Consider the following 18,061-nt stretch of genomic DNA (forward strand, 5'->3'; position numbering starts at 1 on the left):
GGGGTGCGTCGCGCCGGTAGGTTTGCCGGTCGTGGAACAACGGGCGCTCGGGCGCAGCGGTCTGGTCGTCAGCCGCCTGGCGCTGGGCACGATGACCTGGGGCCGGGACACCGACGAGGACGAGGCCGCGATGCAGCTCACGGCCTTCGTCGACGCCGGCGGCACGCTGATCGACACCGCCGACGTGTACTGCGACGGCGAGAGCGAGCGGATCCTCGGGCATCTGCTGACCGACGTCGTCCCGCGCGACAGCGTGCTCGTCGCCACCAAGGCCGCCGGCCGCACCGCTCCCGGCCCGATGGGCCGCGGCGCCTCGCGCGGCCACCTGCTCGCCGCGCTGGACGCCTCCCTGCAGCGGCTCGGGCTCGACCACGTCGACCTGTGGCAGGTGCACGCCTGGGACGACGCGACGCCGCTGGAGGAGACGCTGGCCGCCTGCGACCTCGCCGTCTCCTCCGGGCGGGCCCGCTACATCGGCATCAGCAACTTCTCCGGCTGGCAGACCGCGCAGGCCGCCACCTGGCAGCGCGCCTGGCCCGGCCGCACCCCGATCGTGAGCACCCAGGTCGAGTACTCGCTGCTGCAGCGCGGCGTCGAGCGCGAGGTCGTGCCCGCCGCGGAGGCGCTCGGGCTCGGCGTGCTGGCCTGGTCACCGCTGGGCCGGGGGCTGCTCACCGGCAAGTACCGGCACAGCACGCCGTCGGAGTCCCGGGGCGCCTCGCAGCAGTGGCAGGCGTTCATCGACGGGCTCCGCTCGCCCAAGTCCGACCGGATCGTCGAGGCGGTGATCACCGCCGCCGAGGGCCTGGGCACCAGCCCGCTGGGCGTGGCGCTGGCCTGGGTCCGCGACCGCCCCGGCGTCGTCGCCCCCGTCGTCGGCGCCCGGACGGCGCAGCAGCTGCAGGCCTCGCTCGACGCCGACGGCGTCCGGCTGCCGGCCGCGATCCGCACCGCGCTCGAGGACGTCTCCGCAGCACCCGCCGGCTATCCCGAGCGCCGGGCGGACCGGTGACCGCGGCCGCCCCCGCCCCCGCCCCCGGCGCGGATCCGGTCTTCGCCGCCTTCTGCGCCGCCGGGCTCTGGCCCGGCCTCGGCCGCCGGACGGCGGCGGAGCTCCCGGCCGCCGGCATCACCGCCCCCGACGACGTCAGCGCCGACCGGCTGCAGAAGATCCCGCGGGTCGGGCGGCAGCGCGCCGACCGGCTCTTCTCCAGCTTCCTGGCCGCCGCGCCCACCTACGAGGTGGTGGAGATGCTGATCGGGGCCGGCCTGCAGGCCAAGCTGGCCGCGGGTGTGGCCGACGCCCTCGGGCCCGACGCCGCGCGACGGCTGCGCGACGATCCCTGGGCGCTGCTGAGCCTGCCCGGCGTCTCGCTCGCCGAGGCCGACCGGCTGGCGATCGCCGTCCTCCAGGGCGCCGACCGGCAGGACGGCCGCCGCGGCCGGGCGATCGTGGGCCTCACGCTGCGGACGGCGACCCGGGACGGGCACACCGTGCTCCCGGCCGACCTGGTGGTGGCGGCGCTGCGTGCCGAGGGCATCACCGATCCGGCCGCGGCGATCGTGGCGGCCGTCGACGGCGGCGACGTGCTCGAGCACGAGCCACCGCTGCCGGACGAGGACGACGGGGCGGGTGGAGATGCCGACACGGCCGAGCCCGCCGAGCCCGACCCGGCGCTGCGGATGCTGTCGCTGGCCCGCTACGGCATGGCCGAGGAAGCCGTCGCGGAGAACGTCGCCCGCCTGGCCGCGGCGGCCGAGCGGATCGCCGACCCGGCGTCGGTGCGCTCGGTGTCCAAGGGCCTGGACGAGGCGCAGAAGCAGGCCGTCGCGCAGGTCCTCGGCGCCGGGGTCAGCCTGCTCACCGGCGGCCCCGGCACCGGGAAGAGCCGCACGGTCGCCGCGATCGTGAAGCTGCTGCAGGCGAAGGGCACCGAGGTGGCGCTGGCCGCGCCCACCGGCCGGGCGGCCAAGCGGCTGGAGGAGCTCACCGACCACCCCGCGGTCACCGTGCACCGGCTGCTCGGTGCGCAGGGCATGACCGGCGGGTTCGCGCGCAACGAGGAGTGGCCGCTGGACGCCGACGTCGTCGTCGTCGACGAGGCCTCGATGCTCGACGTCGAGCTCACCGCCGCGCTGCTCGAGGCCTGCCAGGACGGCACCCACCTGCTGCTGGTCGGCGATCCCGCCCAGCTGCCCTCGATCGGGCCCGGGCACGTCCTCGGCGACCTCATCGACTCACGAGCCGTCCCGGTCACCGAGCTGACCACCCTCTACCGGCAGGCGGAGGGCGGCGCGATCGCCCGGCTGGCCACCGGCGTGCGGGGCGGGGAGCTGCCGGCGGTCGACTCCCCCGACCGGGAGGTCGTCATCGTGCCGGCCACCGGCTCGGCCGAGGCGGCCCGCCGGGTCGTGCAGCTGGTCACCGACTCGATCCCGCGGGCGCTGGGCATCGAGCCGGGCGCGGTCCAGGTGGTGACGCCGGTGCACCGCGGGCCGGCCGGGACGATCGAGCTGAACAAGGCGCTCAAGGCGGTGCTGAACCCGGGCGACGGCACGGTGTTCGGCTTCGACGCGGGCGACCGCGTCGTGGCCACCGCCAACCACCTCGATCTGGAGCCGATCGGTTTCGCCAACGGCGAGGTCGGCGTGGTGACCAAGGCCGGCGAGGGTTCGCTGAACATCGACTTCAGCTCGGGTCCGGTCACGGTCACCGGGTCGGCGCTCTCGGACCTGCGGCACGGCTGGGCGATCACGGTGCACCGGGCGCAGGGCTCGGAGTGGCCCGGCGTCGTCGTCGTCCTGCCGCCCGAGGCGGGCGGGATGCTGTCGCGGCCGCTGGTCTACACCGCGCTGACCCGCGCGCAGAAGCACCTGTCGATCGTGCACGCCAGCGGGTCGGCCCTGATGCGGGCCGTCCGCGAGGTCGACGTCCGGCCGCGGCGCACCCGGCTGGCCGGACTGCTGGCCGAGTACGCCGCGGACCTGGCCGGCTGACCCGGCAGCGTCCGCGAACGCGAACGGGCGCGGCACACCCGGAGGTGTGCCGCGCCCGTGGGCGAGAGGGGTCGATCAGCCCTTGAGGGTCTCCTCGACGTCCGGGTTCTCCTCGAAGAACGCCTCGATCGCCTCGGGGTACTGGCCCTCGCCGTACTCGTTGACGACCAGGTTCTCCAGCGAGCCGTACTGCTCGTCGGTGAGCGTGAAGTCGCCCATCATCTCGGCGACGTCGGAGCAGTCGTCGGAGAAGCCGCTGCGGGCCAGGTTGTGCAGGCCCTCGGAGTCACCGAGCGCGCCTTCCGGGTCCGCGAGGTCCTTCATCGGGAACTCGCTGTTGGCCCAGAACGGACGCCACAGGGTGACGACGATGTCCTCCTCCGCGTCCACGGCGGACTGCAGCTCGGCGAGCATCGCGGTCGTGGAGGACTCGACCAGCTGGTAGTCGGTGAGCCCGTAGGCGGGGATCACCGACTCCTTGGTGGTCCGGGTCAGGCCGGCGCCGGGCTCGATGCCGACGATGCGGCCGTCGAACCGGTCGGCGTTGCCGGCGAGGTCGGCGATCGAGTCGATGTCGACGTACTCGGGGACGGCCAGGGTCAGCACCGCGCCCTCGTACCAGGCACCGAGGTCCTCGATGTCGTCGCCGTACTCCTCCATGTAGTCGGCGTGCGTGACCTCCGACCAGGCGGACGGGTAGACGTCGACGTCGCCGCCGGCGAGGCCCGCGTACAGCGGGGCGGCGTCGGCGATCTCCGAGAACTCGACGTCGACGCCCTTGTCCTCGAGCACGTTCTGCCACAGGTGGGCCATGCTCAGGCCGTCGGTCCAGGAGGGGATGAAGCCGAGGGTGACCGACTCGCAGCTGCTGCCGCCCTCACCGGAGGCGTTGGTGTCGCTGCCCTCGTCGTCGCTGCCGCAGGCGGTGGCCGCCAGGGCGAGCGCGGCGAGACCTGCCGCCGCCCGCAGGCTGCGGCGCTTTCGGTTGTGCACGGTCACGTGGTGCTCCTCTCGTCGGTGCGGCCCGCGTCGTCGCGGACCGTCGTCGAACGTGTTCGTCCGCCGGGCGCCCTCGTGGGACCCGGTCGGCTTTCGTGCGGGTCAGATGCCGGCGCCCGCGGTGGGCCGGCTCGCCGGGACGGTGTCCTCGGCAGCGACGACGGGCGTGCCCGCGGCCGGCGCGGTCCGCCGGCGCACGAGCCTGGAGCGCAGCCCGCCCTCGCGCCGGCGCTCCCCGAAGGACGAGGTGAGCCGGTCCAGGAAGATCGCCAGGATCACCACGGACAGGCCGGCCTCGAAGCCCAGCCCGATGTTCAGCCGGGAGATGCTGGTGACGACCACCTGGCCGAGCCCGGGCGCGCCGATCAGTCCGGCGATGACCGCCATGGACAGCGCCAGCATGATCACCTGGTTGACGCCGGCCATGATCGTCGGCCGGGCGAGCGGCAGCTCGATGCCGCGCAGGATCTGCCACGGGGAGCTGCCGAACGCGTGCCCGGCCTCGACCGTCTCCCGGTCCACCTGGCGGATGCCCAGCTCCGTGAGCCGGACGCCGGGCGGCAGGGCGAAGATGATCGTGGTGATGACGCCGGGCACCAGACCGATGCTGAAGAAGGTCACGGCCGGGATCAGGTAGACGAACGCCGGCATCGTCTGCATGAGGTCGAGCACCGGCCGCACCACGGCGCTCACCCGGCTGCTCTTGGCAGCGGCGATCCCGACCGGGATCGCGATGACGATCGCGACCAGCGTGGCGACGAGGACGAGGGCCAGGGTCTGCATCGCCGGCTCCCAGAGCTCCATGCTCTGGATGAGCAGCAACCCGAGCAGGGAGCCCACGGCGAACACGGCGGACCGGACGACGAGCGCCAGCGCCGCCAGGATCGCGGCGAACAGCAGCGGCGGGAGAGCCAGCAGCCCGTCGGTGACGCCCTCCACGGAGGTCTCGGTGCCCGTCTTGACGGCGTCGAAGAACGGGTCGAAGTTGTCCTTCAGCCAGTCGATCGCCGTGTCCACCCACTCGCCCACCGGCACCCGGGGCAGCGGTCCTTCGTCAACGGCCAGGATGGTGGTCGGCTCAGCCACGGGACCCCTCCAGCTGGTCGGCGCGGTCGCCCACCGAGCCGGCCGGAGGACGCCCGTCGGATGCCGAGCCGGCCAGGGCGGCGAGCACCGCACGCGAGTCCACCAGCCCGCAGGGGCGGCCGGACTCGTCCACGACGACGACGGGCGCCTCGCTCGCACCCGCGGGGGCGAGCAGGTCGGCCAGCGATGTGCTGGGGGTGACGCGGGCGGCCGGCGGCCGGACCGCGGCGGCGACGTCCCCCGAGGAGCTCAGCAGGTCCGCCCCGGTGACGACTCCGACGAGGTGGCCCTCGCCGTCGACCACGGTGAGCGCCGAGGCGCCGCGCTCGCGGAGCGCGGCGAGCGCCGTCTCCGGCGTGACGTCCACGGAGACGGTGGACGTCGGGACCATCACGTCCCCCGCGGAGAACACGCGGGACCGGTCGACGTCGGCGAGGAAGCGCTCGACGTACTCGTCGCCGGGGTTCGCCAGGATCGACTCCGGCGTGCCGAGCCGGACGAGCCGGCCGTCGCGCATGATGGCGATCCGGTCCCCCAGGCGCATGGCCTCGTTGAGGTCGTGGGTGATGAAGACGATCGTCTTGCCCAGCCGGGCCTGCAGCTCCAGGAGCTGGTCCTGCATCTCGCGGCGGATGAGCGGGTCCAGGGCGCTGAACGCCTCGTCCATGAGCAGGACGTCGGCCTCCGAGGCCAGGGCGCGCGCCAGGCCGACGCGCTGCTGCATGCCGCCCGACAGCTGGTCGGGGCGCTTGTCGGCCTGACCCTCGAGGCCGACGAGCGCCAGCGCCTCGTTCGCCGCCGCCAGCCGGGTGCGGCGGTCGACGCCGCGGACCTCGAGGGCGTAGGCGGCGTTCTCCACGACGCTGCGGTGCGGGAGGAGCGCGAAGTGCTGGAAGACCATGCTGATCCGGCGCTGCCGCACCTCGCGCAGTCGCTTGCCGCTGAGCGCGGTGATCTCGTCGTCGCCGACGTGGACCGTGCCCGCGGTCGGCTCGAGCAGGCCGTTCAGCGTGCGGATCAAGGTGGACTTGCCCGAGCCGGACAGGCCCATGACGACGAAGATCTCGCCCGGCTCCACCGCCAGGCTGACGTCGATGACGGCGGGGGTGGCGCCGGAGGCGCGGATGTCGTCGGCGGAGGCGCCGGCACGGAGCCGGTCCACCGCCTGGTCAGGGTGTCGACCGAAGACCTTGAACAGGCCGTCGACGCGAAGTGCGGTCACAGGTACCTCTCGCCGGGGATCCGGCGGCGTGGGTCGCCGGACGCGTCGTGCCGGGTCGCACCGTGCGCGGCCCGACGATCGACGCTAGCGAGGGCGAAGGCGCGACAGGCGTCGAGAACAGCTTTCGACAGACTTCCGCAACGCGATCGTCACATTTCCCCGTCTGCTATGGCGTGCCGCGATCAGCCGGGGATGTCGTCCTCGTCGGCCGGGACGTCGGTCTCCTGCTCCAGGACGTCGGCCTCGTCCGCCTCGCGATCCCCCACCGGGCGGGACGGGCTGCCGGTCTCGCCGGGGCGCGCGGCGAGCTGCTGCTCCAGGGCGTCGGCCTCCGGGACGCCGTCCCCGGGCGCCACCGCGTCACCGGCCACGGAGACCGCAGCCGGGTCGACGAGAGCCTCCTGCTCCGCGCGGTCGGCGTCGTTGGCGGTACCGGGATCGGTCACGTCGTCCTCCGTCGGGCTCAGCGGTCAGGTCGGGGTCCATCCTGCCGCCCGGAGGCCGTTTCGGCAGGCCGGCCGGTCGCCGGGCGGCGACGACGGCGTGACCGGCGGGCGTCCGCCAGGCACAATCGGGCCGATGGAGGCGTCTGCCGAGTACGAATTCGCGCCGCTGCGGATCCCGCCGGGCACGTCCCGGTCCGCGGCGGCGACCATGCTGAGCCTGCAGTCCGACGTCGGCGGCTGGGAGCTCGCCCGGCTCCAACTGCACCCCGACGGCACCCGCAAGGTGATCCTGCGCCGCCGCTCCCGCCTCTCCTACCTGCCCGGCCCGGTCATCTAGGCCCAGTGCTGCGGACGCCGGAGCCCGGCCGGGAGCAGCGTGGCGGCGTCGCCCCGGGCGGCCTCCAGCTGCGGTCCGGTGAGGAACAGGCACGCGGAGAGGTCCGCCCCCCGCAGGTCGGCCGCCCGGAGGTCCGCGCCGAGCAGGTCGGCCGTGCCGAGGTCGGTGCCGCGCAGGTCGGCGCCGATGAGGTAGGCGCCCCGCAGGCTCGCCGCGCGCAACCTCGTCCGGCGCAGATCCCGCCCCATGAGGTCGGCGCCGCGGCGGTCGGGACCGGCCGGCGCTCGGACGGCGTCGCTCACCTGCTGCAGCAGCGCACCCACCCGCGCCCGGTGCGCGGCCACGTCGAGCGCACGCAGCTCGTCGGCGCCCAGCCCGGCCATCCGCTCGGTCTCGACCCGGGCGTCCGCGACGGCGGGGTGCAGCGCCGCGGCGGCAGGCAGCGTCGCGGCCTCCGCCAGGTGCCAGAGGACCTCGTGCAGCTGCCGCATGACCGGCATGACGGCGAACTGCGCGGCGGCGAGCTCCGGTGACTCCCGCCAGCTGCGCCCCTCGAAGGTCTGCTGGGTGATCCGCTGGCCGGCGCCGAAGCAGTCGAAGACCGTGCAGCCGGGGAAGCCCTCCGGTCGCAGCCGGTCGTGGATGCCGCAGCGGAAGTCGTCCTGCAGGTGCCGGCAGGGGGTGCCGGCCGGCTTGTCGATCGCGAAGTCCGCCGACGCGGCGAACGCGGGAGCCACGCAGCAGAGCCCCGCGCACCGGGAGCAGTCGGCGGACAGCCCCTCCCGCGCCGGGACGATCGGGAGGTCACGGGAGGTCATGGCCCGCCCAGCCTAGGCAGCGGGCCCCGCACCTCAGGGAACGAGGACGACCTTGCCGACGGTGCCGCGGTCGCCCAGCCGGGCCAGGGCCTGCGGCGCCTGGTCCAGCGGGAGGACGTCGCCGACCAGCGGATCGATCAGCCCGTCGGCGACGAGCCGCAGCAGCTCCTCGTGCGTCCGCCAGAACAGTGCCGGCTCGTGCTTGCGGTACAGGCCCCAGTGCAGCCCGACGACGCTGTAGTTCTTGACCAGCACGTGGTTGGCCGGCGCCGAGGGGTGGACCCCGCTGGTGAAACCGACGACGAGCAGGCGGCCCTCGAAGGCGATGCACCGGCGCGACTTGTCGAACACCTCGCCGCCGACCGGGTCGTAGACCACGTCGGCGCCGTGCCCGCCGGTGATCTCCTTGACGAGGGGCACGAAGTCCTCGGTCGTGTAGTCGATGACGTGGTCGGCGCCCAGCTCGCGGCAGATCTCGGTCTTCCGGGCACCACCGGCGGTGGCGATGACCCGCGCACCGGCGGCCTTGCCGAGCTGGATCGCGGCCGAGCCGACGCCACCGGCGCCGGCGTGGACCAGCAGCCACTCCCCCGCCTGCAGGTGCGCGCGGCGGTGCAGGCCGACGTGCCCGGTCGAGTAGGTGAGGTACAGCGAGGCGGCCTTCTCGTCGGAGAGCGCCTCGGGTGCCGGGTACGCGGCGGCGGCGTCCATCAGCGCGTACTCGGCGAACGCGCCCGGACCGCCGGCGGGCGAGCCGATGACCCGCTGGCCCGTCCCGACGATCTCGCCGCACAGCTCGACGCCCGGCGTGTACGGCAGCGGCGGCTTCTCCTGGTACAGCCCCTGGGCCATGAGGATGTCGGGGAAGTTCAGGGCGGCCGCCCGCACCTTGACCAGCACCTGGCCCTCACCCGGGGTCGGGACGTCGACCTCGTCGAAGCTCATGACCTTCGCTGGATCGCCGAGCTCGTGGACCCGCCATGCACGCATGGCCCGACCCTGCCAGACCGGGCGTGACGGCCGTCACCTGCCCCCGGCCGCACTCGCTCCGCGCCCGGTGCCGTGACAGGGTGCTGCCCACGACGCCCGGCCCTTGGAAGGACCGCATGAGACAGCACCTGAGCGACCCGCTGCGCTTCTTCGCCGCGTTCATCGCCCACCCCCGCCAGGTCGGCGCCGTGCTGCCCACCTCGCGCACCGCGGTGCGCGACATGCTCGACCTGGCCGACGTCCCGGCCGCCGATCTGGTCGTCGAGCTGGGTGCCGGCACCGGCGTGCAGACCGGGGAGATCCTGGCCCGGCTGCGGCCCGACGCGCGCCTGGTGGCCGTGGAGATCGACCCGAAGCTCGCCGCCGGGATCGCGAAGCGCTACGCGGGTGACGACCGGCTGGAGGTCGTCGCCGACACCGCCGAGAACATCGACGCCCACCTCGGCGGCCGGCGCGCGGACGTGCTGGTCTCGGCCCTGCCGTTCACCTCGCTCGACGGCGAGCTGCGGCAGCGGATCCTCGACGTGCTGCCGCGCATCCTGGGCCCGGGGGGCGTGATGGTGGTGATCCAGTACTCGCCGCTGATGCTGGGCGAGTTCCGCCGCCGGTTCCGCTCGGTGCGCTGGCGGATCACGCCGTGGAACGTGCCACCGGCGTTCCTGTTCGCCTGCTCCCAGGACGACGCCGCCTGATCAGCCGCGCGGCTCCAGCACCCGGCGGCGCAGGGCGTCGTTCATCGCCCGGAAGCCGGCCAGCGTGCCGCCGTCGAGGAAGCCGCGGAGCGGTCGCACCAGCAGGCCGCTGAACGACTCGCTCTGGACCAGGCGGGTGCCCTGCGGGGTCGCGGTGAGCTCGAAGCGGTGCCGGCCGTCGAACAGGCCGGGGACGCCGAGGTGGCCGAGCCACTCGAGCACGCGGCCGTGGACCACCTCGGTGACGGTCGGCCGGATGGGCAGCGCGCGGCCGCCGGGCGGCTGCAGGCGCAGCGAGAGCCGCTCCCCCGGCGCGAGGGTGCCGGACGCGGACCGGATGAACGGGTTCCAGTCGGCGTACGCGGCCAGGTCGGCCAGCTCCGCCCAGACCGCGTCCGGCGGTGCCTCGATCTCGACCGCTGCGGTGATCCGGTGTCGCATCGAGGCACCTCTCGGAGCGGGCGGGTCCGGCCGGGGGCAGTGTGGCCGACCGGACCCGCCCGCGGGAGGGGTTCGCTCCCCGAGGAGCGTGCGATCAGGTCGCGGAACCCGGCTTCAGCGCGCTGGGGACGCCCGCGGTCTCGCCGCTGGCGGTGCGCGCGGCCGGCACGCCCTTGAACTTGTAGGGCACCGCGCCGATGCCCGGCTGGACGATGTAGGCCCCACCCGGCTCGCCCGAGGTCCAGGCGGCGATCATCGCGTCGGCGACCTCCTCGGCGGAGAGGATCGGGAAGCCGTTCTCGATGAACGTGTCGCGGATGCCGTCGATGATCGCGGTGTCGGCGAAGCCGGGGCAGATCGCGGTCATGGTGATGTTCTCGCTGATCACCCGCGCGGCCATCGAGCGGACGAACGTGATCGCCCCGCCCTTGGCGACGCTGTAGCCGGGGTCGGTGGCCAGCGGTGCGAGGCCGGCCAGCGAGGCGGTGACGACGATGGAGCCGCCGCCGGCCCGCCGCAGCGCCGGCAGCGCGGCCTCGGTGCCGTAGACGACGCCGAACAGGTCGATCTCGACCACGCGCAGGAACTCGTCGACGTCCAGGGCCTGCCGCGACTTGCCGGCGATGCCGGCGTTGAGGAACGCGGCGTCCAGCCGGCCGTGCTCGGCCTCGACCTGGGCGACGACGGCGGCGTTGGCCGCGCGGTCGGAGACGTCGAGGACGACGAACGGGCAGCCGAGCTCGTCGGCGACCTGCCGGTTGCGCTCGCTGTCGAGGTCGGCGAGGACGACGGTGACGTCGAGCGCCTTCAGCTTGGTGGCGAGGGCGCGGCCGAAGCCACCCGTGCCTCCCGTGATGAGCGCGACGGAACCGGGCTTGGGTGCAGGAGTGGTCGAGGTCACGCGCCCATCCTCGCTGGCGCTCGTCCGGCGCGTGCCCCCGGGTGCCCTGCCTTCTGCGCGACCTCGCACGCTCGGCCGCGATGCATCATGCCGACCGTAGGAAGCGGTCGAGCACCCGGACGCCGAATTGGAGCGACTCGACCGGCACCCGCTCGTCGATGCCGTGGAAGAGCGAGGCGAAGTCCAGGTCGGCGGGCAGCCGCAGCGGGGAGAACCCGAAGCAGCGCATGCCCAGGCGCTGGAAGCTCTTCGCGTCGGTGCCGCCGCTCATGGTGAACGGCACCGGGCGCGCGCCGTCGTCCTCGGCCTTGAGCGCGGTGACCATCTGGTCGACCAGCGGGCCGTCGAACGTCGTCTCCACGGCCTGGTCGTGCACCAGCCACTCGCGCTGCACGCCCTCGCCGATCAGCGCGGCGAGCTGGCGCTCGAACTCCTCCTCCTCGCCGTAGAGGAAGCGGCCGTCGACGGTGGCGCTCGCGGTGCCGGGGATGACGTTGGCCTTGTAGCCGGCGTCGAGCATCGTGGGGTTGGCGGTGTTGCGCAGGGCGGCGCCGATCATCCGGCTGATGCTGCCCAGGCGGGCGAGGGCCAGCTCGGGCTCGGCCGGGTCGATCTCGATGCCGTAGGCGTCCTCGACCGCGGCGAGGAACTGCCGCATCGGCGGGGTGAGGGTGAGCGGGAAGCGGTGCGCGCCGATCCGGGCGACCGCCTCGCAGAGCCGGGTGACGGCGTTGTCGTCGTGCACGAACGAGCCGTGCCCGGGCCGGCCGCCGGCGGTGAGCCGCATCCAGGCCAGGCCCTTCTCGGCGGTCTGCACGAGGTAGAGGCGCAGGTCGTCGCGGACGGTGATGCTGAAGCCGCCGACCTCGCTGATCGCCTCGGTGCACCCCTCGAGCAGGTCGGGGTGCTCGTCGACCAGGTAGTGCGCGCCGAGCTTGCCGCCGGCCTCCTCGTCGGCGACGAACGCCAGCACGATGTCGCGGTCGGGGCGGACGCCGGTGCGGGCCCAGTCGCGGACCAGCGCGAGCACCATCGCGTCCATGTCCTTCATGTCGACCGCGCCGCGGCCCCAGATGTAGCCGTCCCGCTCCTCTCCGGAGAAGGGGTGCACGCTCCACTCGGCCGGATCGGCGGGGACGACGTCGAGGTGCCCGTGCACGAGCAGCGCCGGGCGGCTGCGGTCCGCGCCGGGGATGCGGGCGACCAGGCTGGCCCTCCCCCGCTCGGACTCGTGGATCACCGACGGGATGCCGACCTCGTCGAGCTTGCCTGCGACCCACTCGGCGGCGACGCGCTCGCCGGCGCTGGTGGCCGTGCTGCCGGTGTTGGTCGTGTCGATCCGGATGAGGTCCGAGAGCAGCTCGGCGACCTCGTCCTGGGCACGGGCTCCGGGCACCGTCGCGTCGTCGGTCATGGGCCGATGGTGCCACCGGTCCCTGCCTCCTCCCACCGGGTGACACGAGGCTGAACCGTCCGCACGGCGATGCCGAGGGAGAGGGCGTGGGGATCGTGAGAGCACTGCGCGCGATCCGCAAGCGGCGGCGCACAGCGCCGCGCTCATGCTCGCGGCCGCTGCCGCCAGCCGGATACGCGCAGCGGACGCCGTCCTGTCGCGGCTGGGCGGCGACGAGCTCGCCGTCCTGATGCCGGGATGTGGCCGGGACACCGGCGTGCAGCGGGCCGAAGAGCTGCTGGACGCGGTGCGCGCCACGCCGATGACGCTGCTCGACGGCCGCCTGCTGGCCCTGTCGATCAGCGTCGGCGTCGCGCACGTCGCGCAGCACTCGACCGATCGGCGCGGGCTCTACACCGCCGCCGACGCGGCGCTCTACGACGCCAAGCGGGCCGGTCGAGGCCGGGTCTCGGTCGCCGCGGCCTGACCGGCGGGGGGTGCTTCGACCGGCGGATCGGTTCCGGTAGTCTTGCCCCGCACTCGTCCGGGTGGCGGAATGGCAGACGCGCTAGCTTGAGGTGCTAGTGCCCTTTATCGGGCGTGGGGGTTCAAGTCCCCCCTCGGACACAGCCTCACCCCGGTGTTCCTGCAGGTCAGGAGCCCGGGGTGTTTCGTTGAAGGAGCCTCGGAGGCCCTCGTGATACCCGCGTGATACTTCGCGCCTGGGATCAGCCCTCGAGCAGGGCGGCAAACCGGTCGGCAGCCTGGCGCCCCATGCCGGGGTGGACGTGCTGGTAGACGGTGAGCGTGATCGTGGCGCTGGCGTGGCCCAGGCGCTCCGAGACGACCTTCACTGGCACGCCGTCGGCCAGCAGCAGGGTGGCGTGCGTGTGGCGGAGGTCGTGCAGCCGGATCATCGGCAGCCGCTCCTCCCCCAGCGCCTTCCGCGCCTGGACGACCTGGCCGGTGAATCGGCGGGAGAACCGCTCGGGGTGCCGATGGGTGCCGTCCGAGTTGCTGAGTACGAGCGCCGAGTCACGCACGAGGTCGAGCGCCAGCAGTCCGCGAGCTGCGCGGTAGGCGCGGAGCGCGGCCACGGTGCCCGCGTCCAGATCGACGACGCGTGACTGGCCCCTCTTGGTCGGGCCCTCGACCAGCTGTTCTCCGGCGCCCTTGGTCTTCACCACGCCGACACTGCGGCGGACGGCAAGCCGGCCGGCGTCCAGGTCCACATCGCGCCAGCGCAGGGCCAGCGCCTCTCCGCGGCGCATCCCGGTAGCCGCGAGCAGTCGCCAACCCATGGCGAAGTCCCGGTCGTAGGCCTCCGCCCAGCCAAGGAACCGACCGAGCTCGGCCGCGGTCCACGCCTGCATCTCCGGTGGACGGGCCTCCGATGGGCTCGGCGGTGTCGATCGGTCGGTCGGGTTGACCGAGAGCCGCCCCTGTTTGACTGCGTCGCTCAGTGCCGACCGAAGGATCGTGAACACGTAGCGCACCGTGCGCGGGGAAAGGCCGCCCTGGCCGTCGGCTCGGCCGGACTCCTCCAGCCTGCGCATCCAGGCGTCCACCGCCGGACCGGTGAGCCGGGCCACCGGCTGTGCACCGAGGTGTGGATCAACGTGCAGCCGAATGTTCTTCCGGTAGGAGGCCAGCGTGGCCGGGCTGAGTCGCTGTCCTTGGATCCACTCGGCCAGGTATGCATCGAGTCGCTGCTTCGACGGCTCGACCCACTCCCCTACGTCAGTCTTGCGGACCTCCGCGCGCAGAGCCGCAGCGGCGTCTTTCCTGGTCTTGAAGCCGCGCTTGAGGACGACGCGCTTTGTCCCGTCGGCCCGCTGGGCCGTGAATTTGATCAGGAAGCGCGGACCAGCTTTGGTCATGTACTCGCTGATCCCGCCCTCGCCCGCCTGCCGTCTCCGTGGCTTCGCCATCGCAGACCTCCATCGTTCGACCCAGCGCACCCGCTGCCAGCCGGATGCCTGCTATAGGGAGCCACTGGCTACGACTACGGAACAACCAGCGGCAGCCCGACAGCCAGCACCGGCTTGCATCTGTGGACGCGACTCGACGCTGTGGACCACGGTCAGCAACCCAACCGCGCGGCCGAGCGCCAGTACCCGCGAAACTCTTCACGAGCGGGCTACCGAGTTCCTCCCGAACTTCTCCGGTAAGGCCTGCCGGGGATAGTTCTCGCGCGGACGAAGTCGATCGCCTGCCTCGGCACGCCGTTGACGCGACGGAGGTTGCGGCCATGAAGGGGTACGGCGAGATGCCCAGGCTTCCAAGCTGGCCATGCCGGTTCGATCCCGGTTACCCGCTCTCTGTCCTCACCAGCGAATTCATTCATCTGCCCAGTTCAAGCGGGTAGTCATCAGCGTTTCCTGCCTCAACCGTGGTGACCTCTGTTGGCCTCCGACCGCCCAGTTTTGCCCCTGCTGAGGCACGACGGCGTCTGCCTCGTTTCCGCGCCTTGCCGCTCCACTCGGTCTAATCGGCTCGCCGTCGCCACGGCCAGCGGGGCGGCTCCCGCCACGGGTTTGGGCCGCGGACCAGCCAGATCAGCAGCCGCCACCCCACCACCGGCGGGCAAGCTGCCGTGCTTGACACGTCGACCGAGCGCAGCCTAGGGGCCGGTGTCATCTCAAACACCCATCATGGTGTCGTTGACGACGGATCCCGTGTCCGGGATGCCCAGCTCCTTGGCCCGGTTGTCGGCCATTGCCAGTAGCCGGCGGATGCGCCCGTGCACGGCGTCCTTGGTCATCGACGGATCGGCCCGCTGCCCGAGTTCCTCCAGTGATGCCTGATTGAACTTCAGCCGCAGCCGCCCGATATCGAGAAGGTGCTTGGGCGCGTCCCCGGCCAGGATCTCCATCGCCCGCTCCACTCGTGCGCTCGTGGCCACTGCTGCCCGCGCCGAACGGCGCAGATTAGCGTCGTCGAAGTTGGCCGGCCGGTTGGCGGTCGCGCGGACCTCACGGCGCATGCGCCGCTCCTCCCACGCAAGCATGGCGTGGTGCGCGCCCATGCGGGTGAGTAGGGCGCTGATCGCGTCGCCGTCGCGGACGACCACTTGATGGGCCCCGCGGATCTCGCGGGCCTTCGCGGCGATACCCAGGCGGCGGGCGGCACCGACGAGCGCCATCGCCGTTTCAGGACCGGGACAGGTGATCTCCAGCGAGGACGATCGCCCCGGCTCGGTGAGCGAGCCATGCGCGAGGAACGCCCCGCGCCATGCCGCCTCGAGGTCGCGGATGCCACCAGAGACAACCGACGGCGGCAGACCGCGTACCGGCCGGCCGCGCTGGTCGACCAGACCGGTCTGGCGAGCCAACCCCTCGCCGTGCTTGGCAATCCGGACGAGATAGCGAACGCCGCGCCGAGTATTACCGTCGGCGAGGACGCTGACCCCACTGGTGTAGCCGTAGACCTCGCTGATGTCACGGCGCAGGCGGCGCGCGACCGAGCCGGCGTCCAGTTCGGCCTCGATGATCACCCGGCCGCCCACTATGTGCACCCCACCGGAAAGCCGGAGGAGCGCGGTGACCTCAGCCTTGCGCTCGGAGTTGTTCGTAATCCCGACCCGGGAGAGCTCGTCCTTGACCATGGCAGTCATCGCCACGGCGACCACCCTCCGCCCGTCTGCAGTCCGGGGCGCACATGCTGGGTGGCACTGCCTCTCACTGAGACAGCAGACCACATCACAGGGAGTCCACCGACCACGACGGGCGAGCCTCCTCCTGCACACGCGCTGAACCGCCACTGGCGGGTCTCGACAGAGGTCGGCGACGCATGTCCGCGCCGTCGGCGCCCGGCATCATGGGCATGTGGACGCCAAGACCTACCCGCTGCAGGACATCCTCAAGCCGGAGCGCCGGTACCTCATTCCAACGTTCCAGCGAGACTACGAGTGGACGCTCGACGGCCAGTGGAGGCTCCTCTTCGAGGACTTGGAGTCGACCGCCGATCGGCTCATGGAGGTCCGCACCAGCGGCGCGGAAGGGGCCGCACTGAAATCAAAGGAGCAGAGCGTCTCGCCTCACTTCCTAGGCGCCATAGTGTGCGCGAGCTTGCCATTCGCCACAGGAGGCGTGGCGCTGCGGTCCGTCATCGACGGGCAACAACGGCTCACCACGGTGCAGCTCCTGGTCCGCGGCCTGCTCGACGTGCTGGCCGAGAACGACTCCGATCGAACGAAGTCCGTGCGTCGGATGCTTTTCAATCCCGATGATGTCGTCGAGTCGCCGGATGAGATCCACAAGCTCTGGCCGCGACGCAAGGACCGTGAGCTCTGGCCTGCCGCGGTGAGCGATTCGATTCCGATCTACGATGGGAATTCCGATCACCTCTACCTTAAGGCCCGCAAGTACTTCTCAGACGCGGCGAGGGACTACGCCACCGACGAGGACGGCGAGGTGGAGCCCTCGCGTCTGGTTGCCCTGGCCGACGCACTGTCGAGTCTTTTCAAACTGGTCGTTATCGATCTCGACGACAACGACGATGCTCAGGTCATCTTCGAGGTACTCAATGGCCGTCAGACGCCCCTGTCGGCGATAGACCTCGTGAAGAACCTTTTGTTTCTTCGCGGCGAGCTCGCCGAGGACGACGTCGAGACCCTGTACGAGCGCCACTGGGCACACTTTGATGAGCCGTGGTGGAAGCAGGAGGTCGGACGCGGACACGCCCAGCGTGGTCGCCGCGACGCCCTTCTGTCCGTATGGCTAACGGCGGCAACGGGCATCGAGGCCAACGTGGGACATCTCTATCGAGAAGCTAGGGAGTACCTCGATGGTGGCCCGAGCACAGAGGCGGTGCTGCAGCAGCTCAGCACGTTCGCCAACGCCTATCGGGCAATCTACGGAGCCACGCCCGTTAACGAGGACGTGGTGGCGGCCGCGTACCAGCGGATCCGAGCGCTGGACATCACCACCGCAGTCCCCCTGCTCGCATGGCTCCGCACGCTCTCGAAAGACACCCTTTCGGCGGCGGACCACGTCCGCGCCGTTCGCGCCGTTGAGTCGTGGTCACTTCGCCGCGCCTACGTGGGCTGGCAGACACGCGGCTACGGCACCCACCTCACCAGGGTGCTCCGCGAAGCCAAGCTCGCTGCCGAGAAGGACCACGATGTCGCGGACGCCGTGATCAACGGGTTGAAGGGTGGTGCACTCGACTGGCCGAAGGACACTGACATCGAGGAGGCATTCCTGAGCCGCCGCTTCTACGACGGCATGGCTCAGGCGCGAATCCGTCTGCTGCTCGGAGCGATCGACCACCGACTGCGATCAGAAGACCCGAATGAGCCGGCCGCAGTTGTCACGTACGACAACCTCCAGATCGAGCATGTCATGCCGCAATCTTGGCAGCCCCACTGGCCGCTCACCGACGAGGCGAATGCCACCGTCGCCAGGGATGAATCCGACCCGCTCTGGATCAAGTTGGACTCCGAACGTCGCCGGCGCATCGACCGGCTTGGGAACCTGACGCTCGTCACCAGCACCTTCAATCGTGGAGTGTCCAACTTGGGCTGGTTGACCAAAAAGCTCGAGTTCGAGAAACAGAAGTCGCTTGCCATCAACTATGATATCGCGACAACTAGCCATTGGTCCGAGGCCTCGATCGATGGTCGGGCTAAGAGCCTAGCCGCGGCCGCGATCCGCATTTGGCCGAAGCCCGAATCGCTGCTCTCCGCGGACTCTTAACGGAGGGGCGCGCCCTCCACTGAGCCTGGCATGCCTTGCA

Annotated in this window: 17 protein-coding genes and 1 tRNA gene; 7 read left to right on the forward strand and 11 right to left on the reverse strand. The window is 72.1% G+C overall.

Translation table 11 applies throughout. The features are described 5' to 3' along the window. The first annotated feature begins 31 nt into the window (after nt 1-31). Both CRP29_RS10535 and CRP29_RS10540 read left to right on the forward strand, forming a co-directional pair. Nucleotides 32-1,012 carry an aldo/keto reductase gene (locus CRP29_RS10535; protein ID WP_097195023.1) on the forward strand — a complete coding sequence of 327 codons (981 nt, stop codon included), beginning with the start codon at nt 32-34 and terminating at the stop codon, nt 1,010-1,012. Continuing rightward, a complete protein-coding gene (locus CRP29_RS10540) occupies nt 1,009-2,997 on the forward strand; it encodes an AAA family ATPase (protein ID WP_097195024.1) in 1,989 nt (662 codons plus the stop codon). Before CRP29_RS10535 ends, CRP29_RS10540 begins: the two co-directional genes overlap by 4 nt. A 75-nt stretch (nt 2,998-3,072) precedes the next feature. Here the strand turns inward: CRP29_RS10540 and CRP29_RS10545 are convergent, their stop codons facing one another. The 4 genes from CRP29_RS10545 to CRP29_RS10560 form a co-directional block, all read right to left on the reverse strand. Next, on the reverse strand, nt 3,073-3,996 hold the full coding sequence (locus CRP29_RS10545) for a glycine betaine ABC transporter substrate-binding protein (RefSeq protein ID WP_245852730.1): 924 nt from the start codon (nt 3,994-3,996) through the stop codon (nt 3,073-3,075). A 102-nt stretch (nt 3,997-4,098) separates the two neighbouring features. Next, a complete protein-coding gene (locus tag CRP29_RS10550) occupies nt 4,099-5,082 on the reverse strand; it encodes an ABC transporter permease (protein ID WP_245852731.1) in 984 nt (327 codons plus the stop codon). After that, entirely contained in the window at nt 5,075-6,304 is a 1,230-nt protein-coding gene (locus tag CRP29_RS10555; RefSeq protein ID WP_097195025.1) for a quaternary amine ABC transporter ATP-binding protein, read from the reverse strand. Before CRP29_RS10555 ends, CRP29_RS10550 begins: the two co-directional genes overlap by 8 nt. A 182-nt stretch (nt 6,305-6,486) precedes the next feature. Next, nucleotides 6,487-6,750, reverse strand: coding sequence for a hypothetical protein (locus CRP29_RS10560; protein WP_097195026.1), 264 nt, complete (start codon nt 6,748-6,750; stop codon nt 6,487-6,489). 133 nt (nt 6,751-6,883) lie between these two features. On the opposite strand from CRP29_RS10560, the gene CRP29_RS10565 reads away from it, so the two are divergent. Further along, on the forward strand, nt 6,884-7,087 hold the full coding sequence (locus CRP29_RS10565; protein WP_097195027.1) for a DUF5703 family protein: 204 nt from the start codon (nt 6,884-6,886) through the stop codon (nt 7,085-7,087). Here the strand turns inward: CRP29_RS10565 and CRP29_RS10570 are convergent. Beyond that, on the reverse strand, nt 7,084-7,905 hold the full coding sequence (locus tag CRP29_RS10570; RefSeq protein WP_097195028.1) for a pentapeptide repeat-containing protein: 822 nt from the start codon (nt 7,903-7,905) through the stop codon (nt 7,084-7,086). The two genes, CRP29_RS10565 and CRP29_RS10570, sit on opposite strands and share 4 nt — an antisense overlap. Nucleotides 7,906-7,938: 33 nt before the next feature. Then, the gene (locus CRP29_RS10575; protein ID WP_097195029.1) at nt 7,939-8,895 is read right to left on the reverse strand and encodes an NADPH:quinone oxidoreductase family protein; all 957 of its coding nucleotides are present in this window, start codon (nt 8,893-8,895) and stop codon (nt 7,939-7,941) included. 116 nt (nt 8,896-9,011) lie between these two features. Here CRP29_RS10575 and CRP29_RS10580 point away from each other — a divergent pair, with 116 nt between their 5' ends. After that, entirely contained in the window at nt 9,012-9,587 is a 576-nt protein-coding gene (locus tag CRP29_RS10580; protein ID WP_097195030.1) for a class I SAM-dependent methyltransferase, read from the forward strand. Here CRP29_RS10580 and CRP29_RS10585 read toward each other — a convergent pair whose 3' ends face one another. The 3 genes from CRP29_RS10585 to CRP29_RS10595 all read right to left on the reverse strand — a co-directional run bounded on the left by CRP29_RS10585 (nt 9,588) and on the right by CRP29_RS10595 (nt 12,343). Further along, complete coding sequence (locus CRP29_RS10585) at nt 9,588-10,028, reverse strand: SRPBCC domain-containing protein (RefSeq protein WP_097195031.1); 441 nt, start codon at nt 10,026-10,028, stop codon at nt 9,588-9,590. A 94-nt stretch (nt 10,029-10,122) separates the two neighbouring features. Continuing rightward, complete coding sequence (locus CRP29_RS10590; protein ID WP_097195032.1) at nt 10,123-10,929, reverse strand: SDR family oxidoreductase; 807 nt, start codon at nt 10,927-10,929, stop codon at nt 10,123-10,125. An 85-nt stretch (nt 10,930-11,014) separates the two neighbouring features. Further along, a complete protein-coding gene (locus tag CRP29_RS10595; protein WP_097195033.1) occupies nt 11,015-12,343 on the reverse strand; it encodes a M20/M25/M40 family metallo-hydrolase in 1,329 nt (442 codons plus the stop codon). Nucleotides 12,344-12,488: 145 nt separating this feature from the next. Here CRP29_RS10595 and CRP29_RS10600 point away from each other — a divergent pair, with 145 nt between their 5' ends. Together CRP29_RS10600 and CRP29_RS10605 are read left to right on the forward strand one after the other, a co-directional pair. After that, the gene (locus CRP29_RS10600; protein ID WP_097195034.1) at nt 12,489-12,809 is read left to right on the forward strand and encodes a GGDEF domain-containing protein; all 321 of its coding nucleotides are present in this window, start codon (nt 12,489-12,491) and stop codon (nt 12,807-12,809) included. A gap of 55 nt (nt 12,810-12,864) precedes the next feature. Then, nucleotides 12,865-12,949, forward strand: a tRNA-Leu gene (locus CRP29_RS10605). Nucleotides 12,950-13,050: 101 nt separating this feature from the next. Here CRP29_RS10605 and CRP29_RS10610 read toward each other — a convergent pair. Together CRP29_RS10610 and whiA are read right to left on the reverse strand one after the other, a co-directional pair. Then, entirely contained in the window at nt 13,051-14,253 is a 1,203-nt protein-coding gene (locus CRP29_RS10610; protein WP_097195035.1) for a tyrosine-type recombinase/integrase, read from the reverse strand. Nucleotides 14,254-14,963: 710 nt separating this feature from the next. Next, nucleotides 14,964-15,938 carry a DNA-binding protein WhiA gene (gene whiA / locus CRP29_RS10615; protein ID WP_425427086.1) on the reverse strand — a complete coding sequence of 325 codons (975 nt, stop codon included), beginning with the start codon at nt 15,936-15,938 and terminating at the stop codon, nt 14,964-14,966. A gap of 211 nt (nt 15,939-16,149) precedes the next feature. Here whiA and CRP29_RS10620 point away from each other — a divergent pair, with 211 nt between their 5' ends. After that, on the forward strand, nt 16,150-18,021 hold the full coding sequence (locus tag CRP29_RS10620; protein ID WP_097195036.1) for a DUF262 domain-containing protein: 1,872 nt from the start codon (nt 16,150-16,152) through the stop codon (nt 18,019-18,021). Nucleotides 18,022-18,061 lie beyond the last annotated feature (40 nt).

The sequence above is a fragment of the Blastococcus aggregatus genome (assembly GCF_900221005.1).
In the GTDB taxonomy this organism is placed as follows: Bacteria; Actinomycetota; Actinomycetes; order Mycobacteriales; family Geodermatophilaceae; genus Blastococcus; species Blastococcus aggregatus.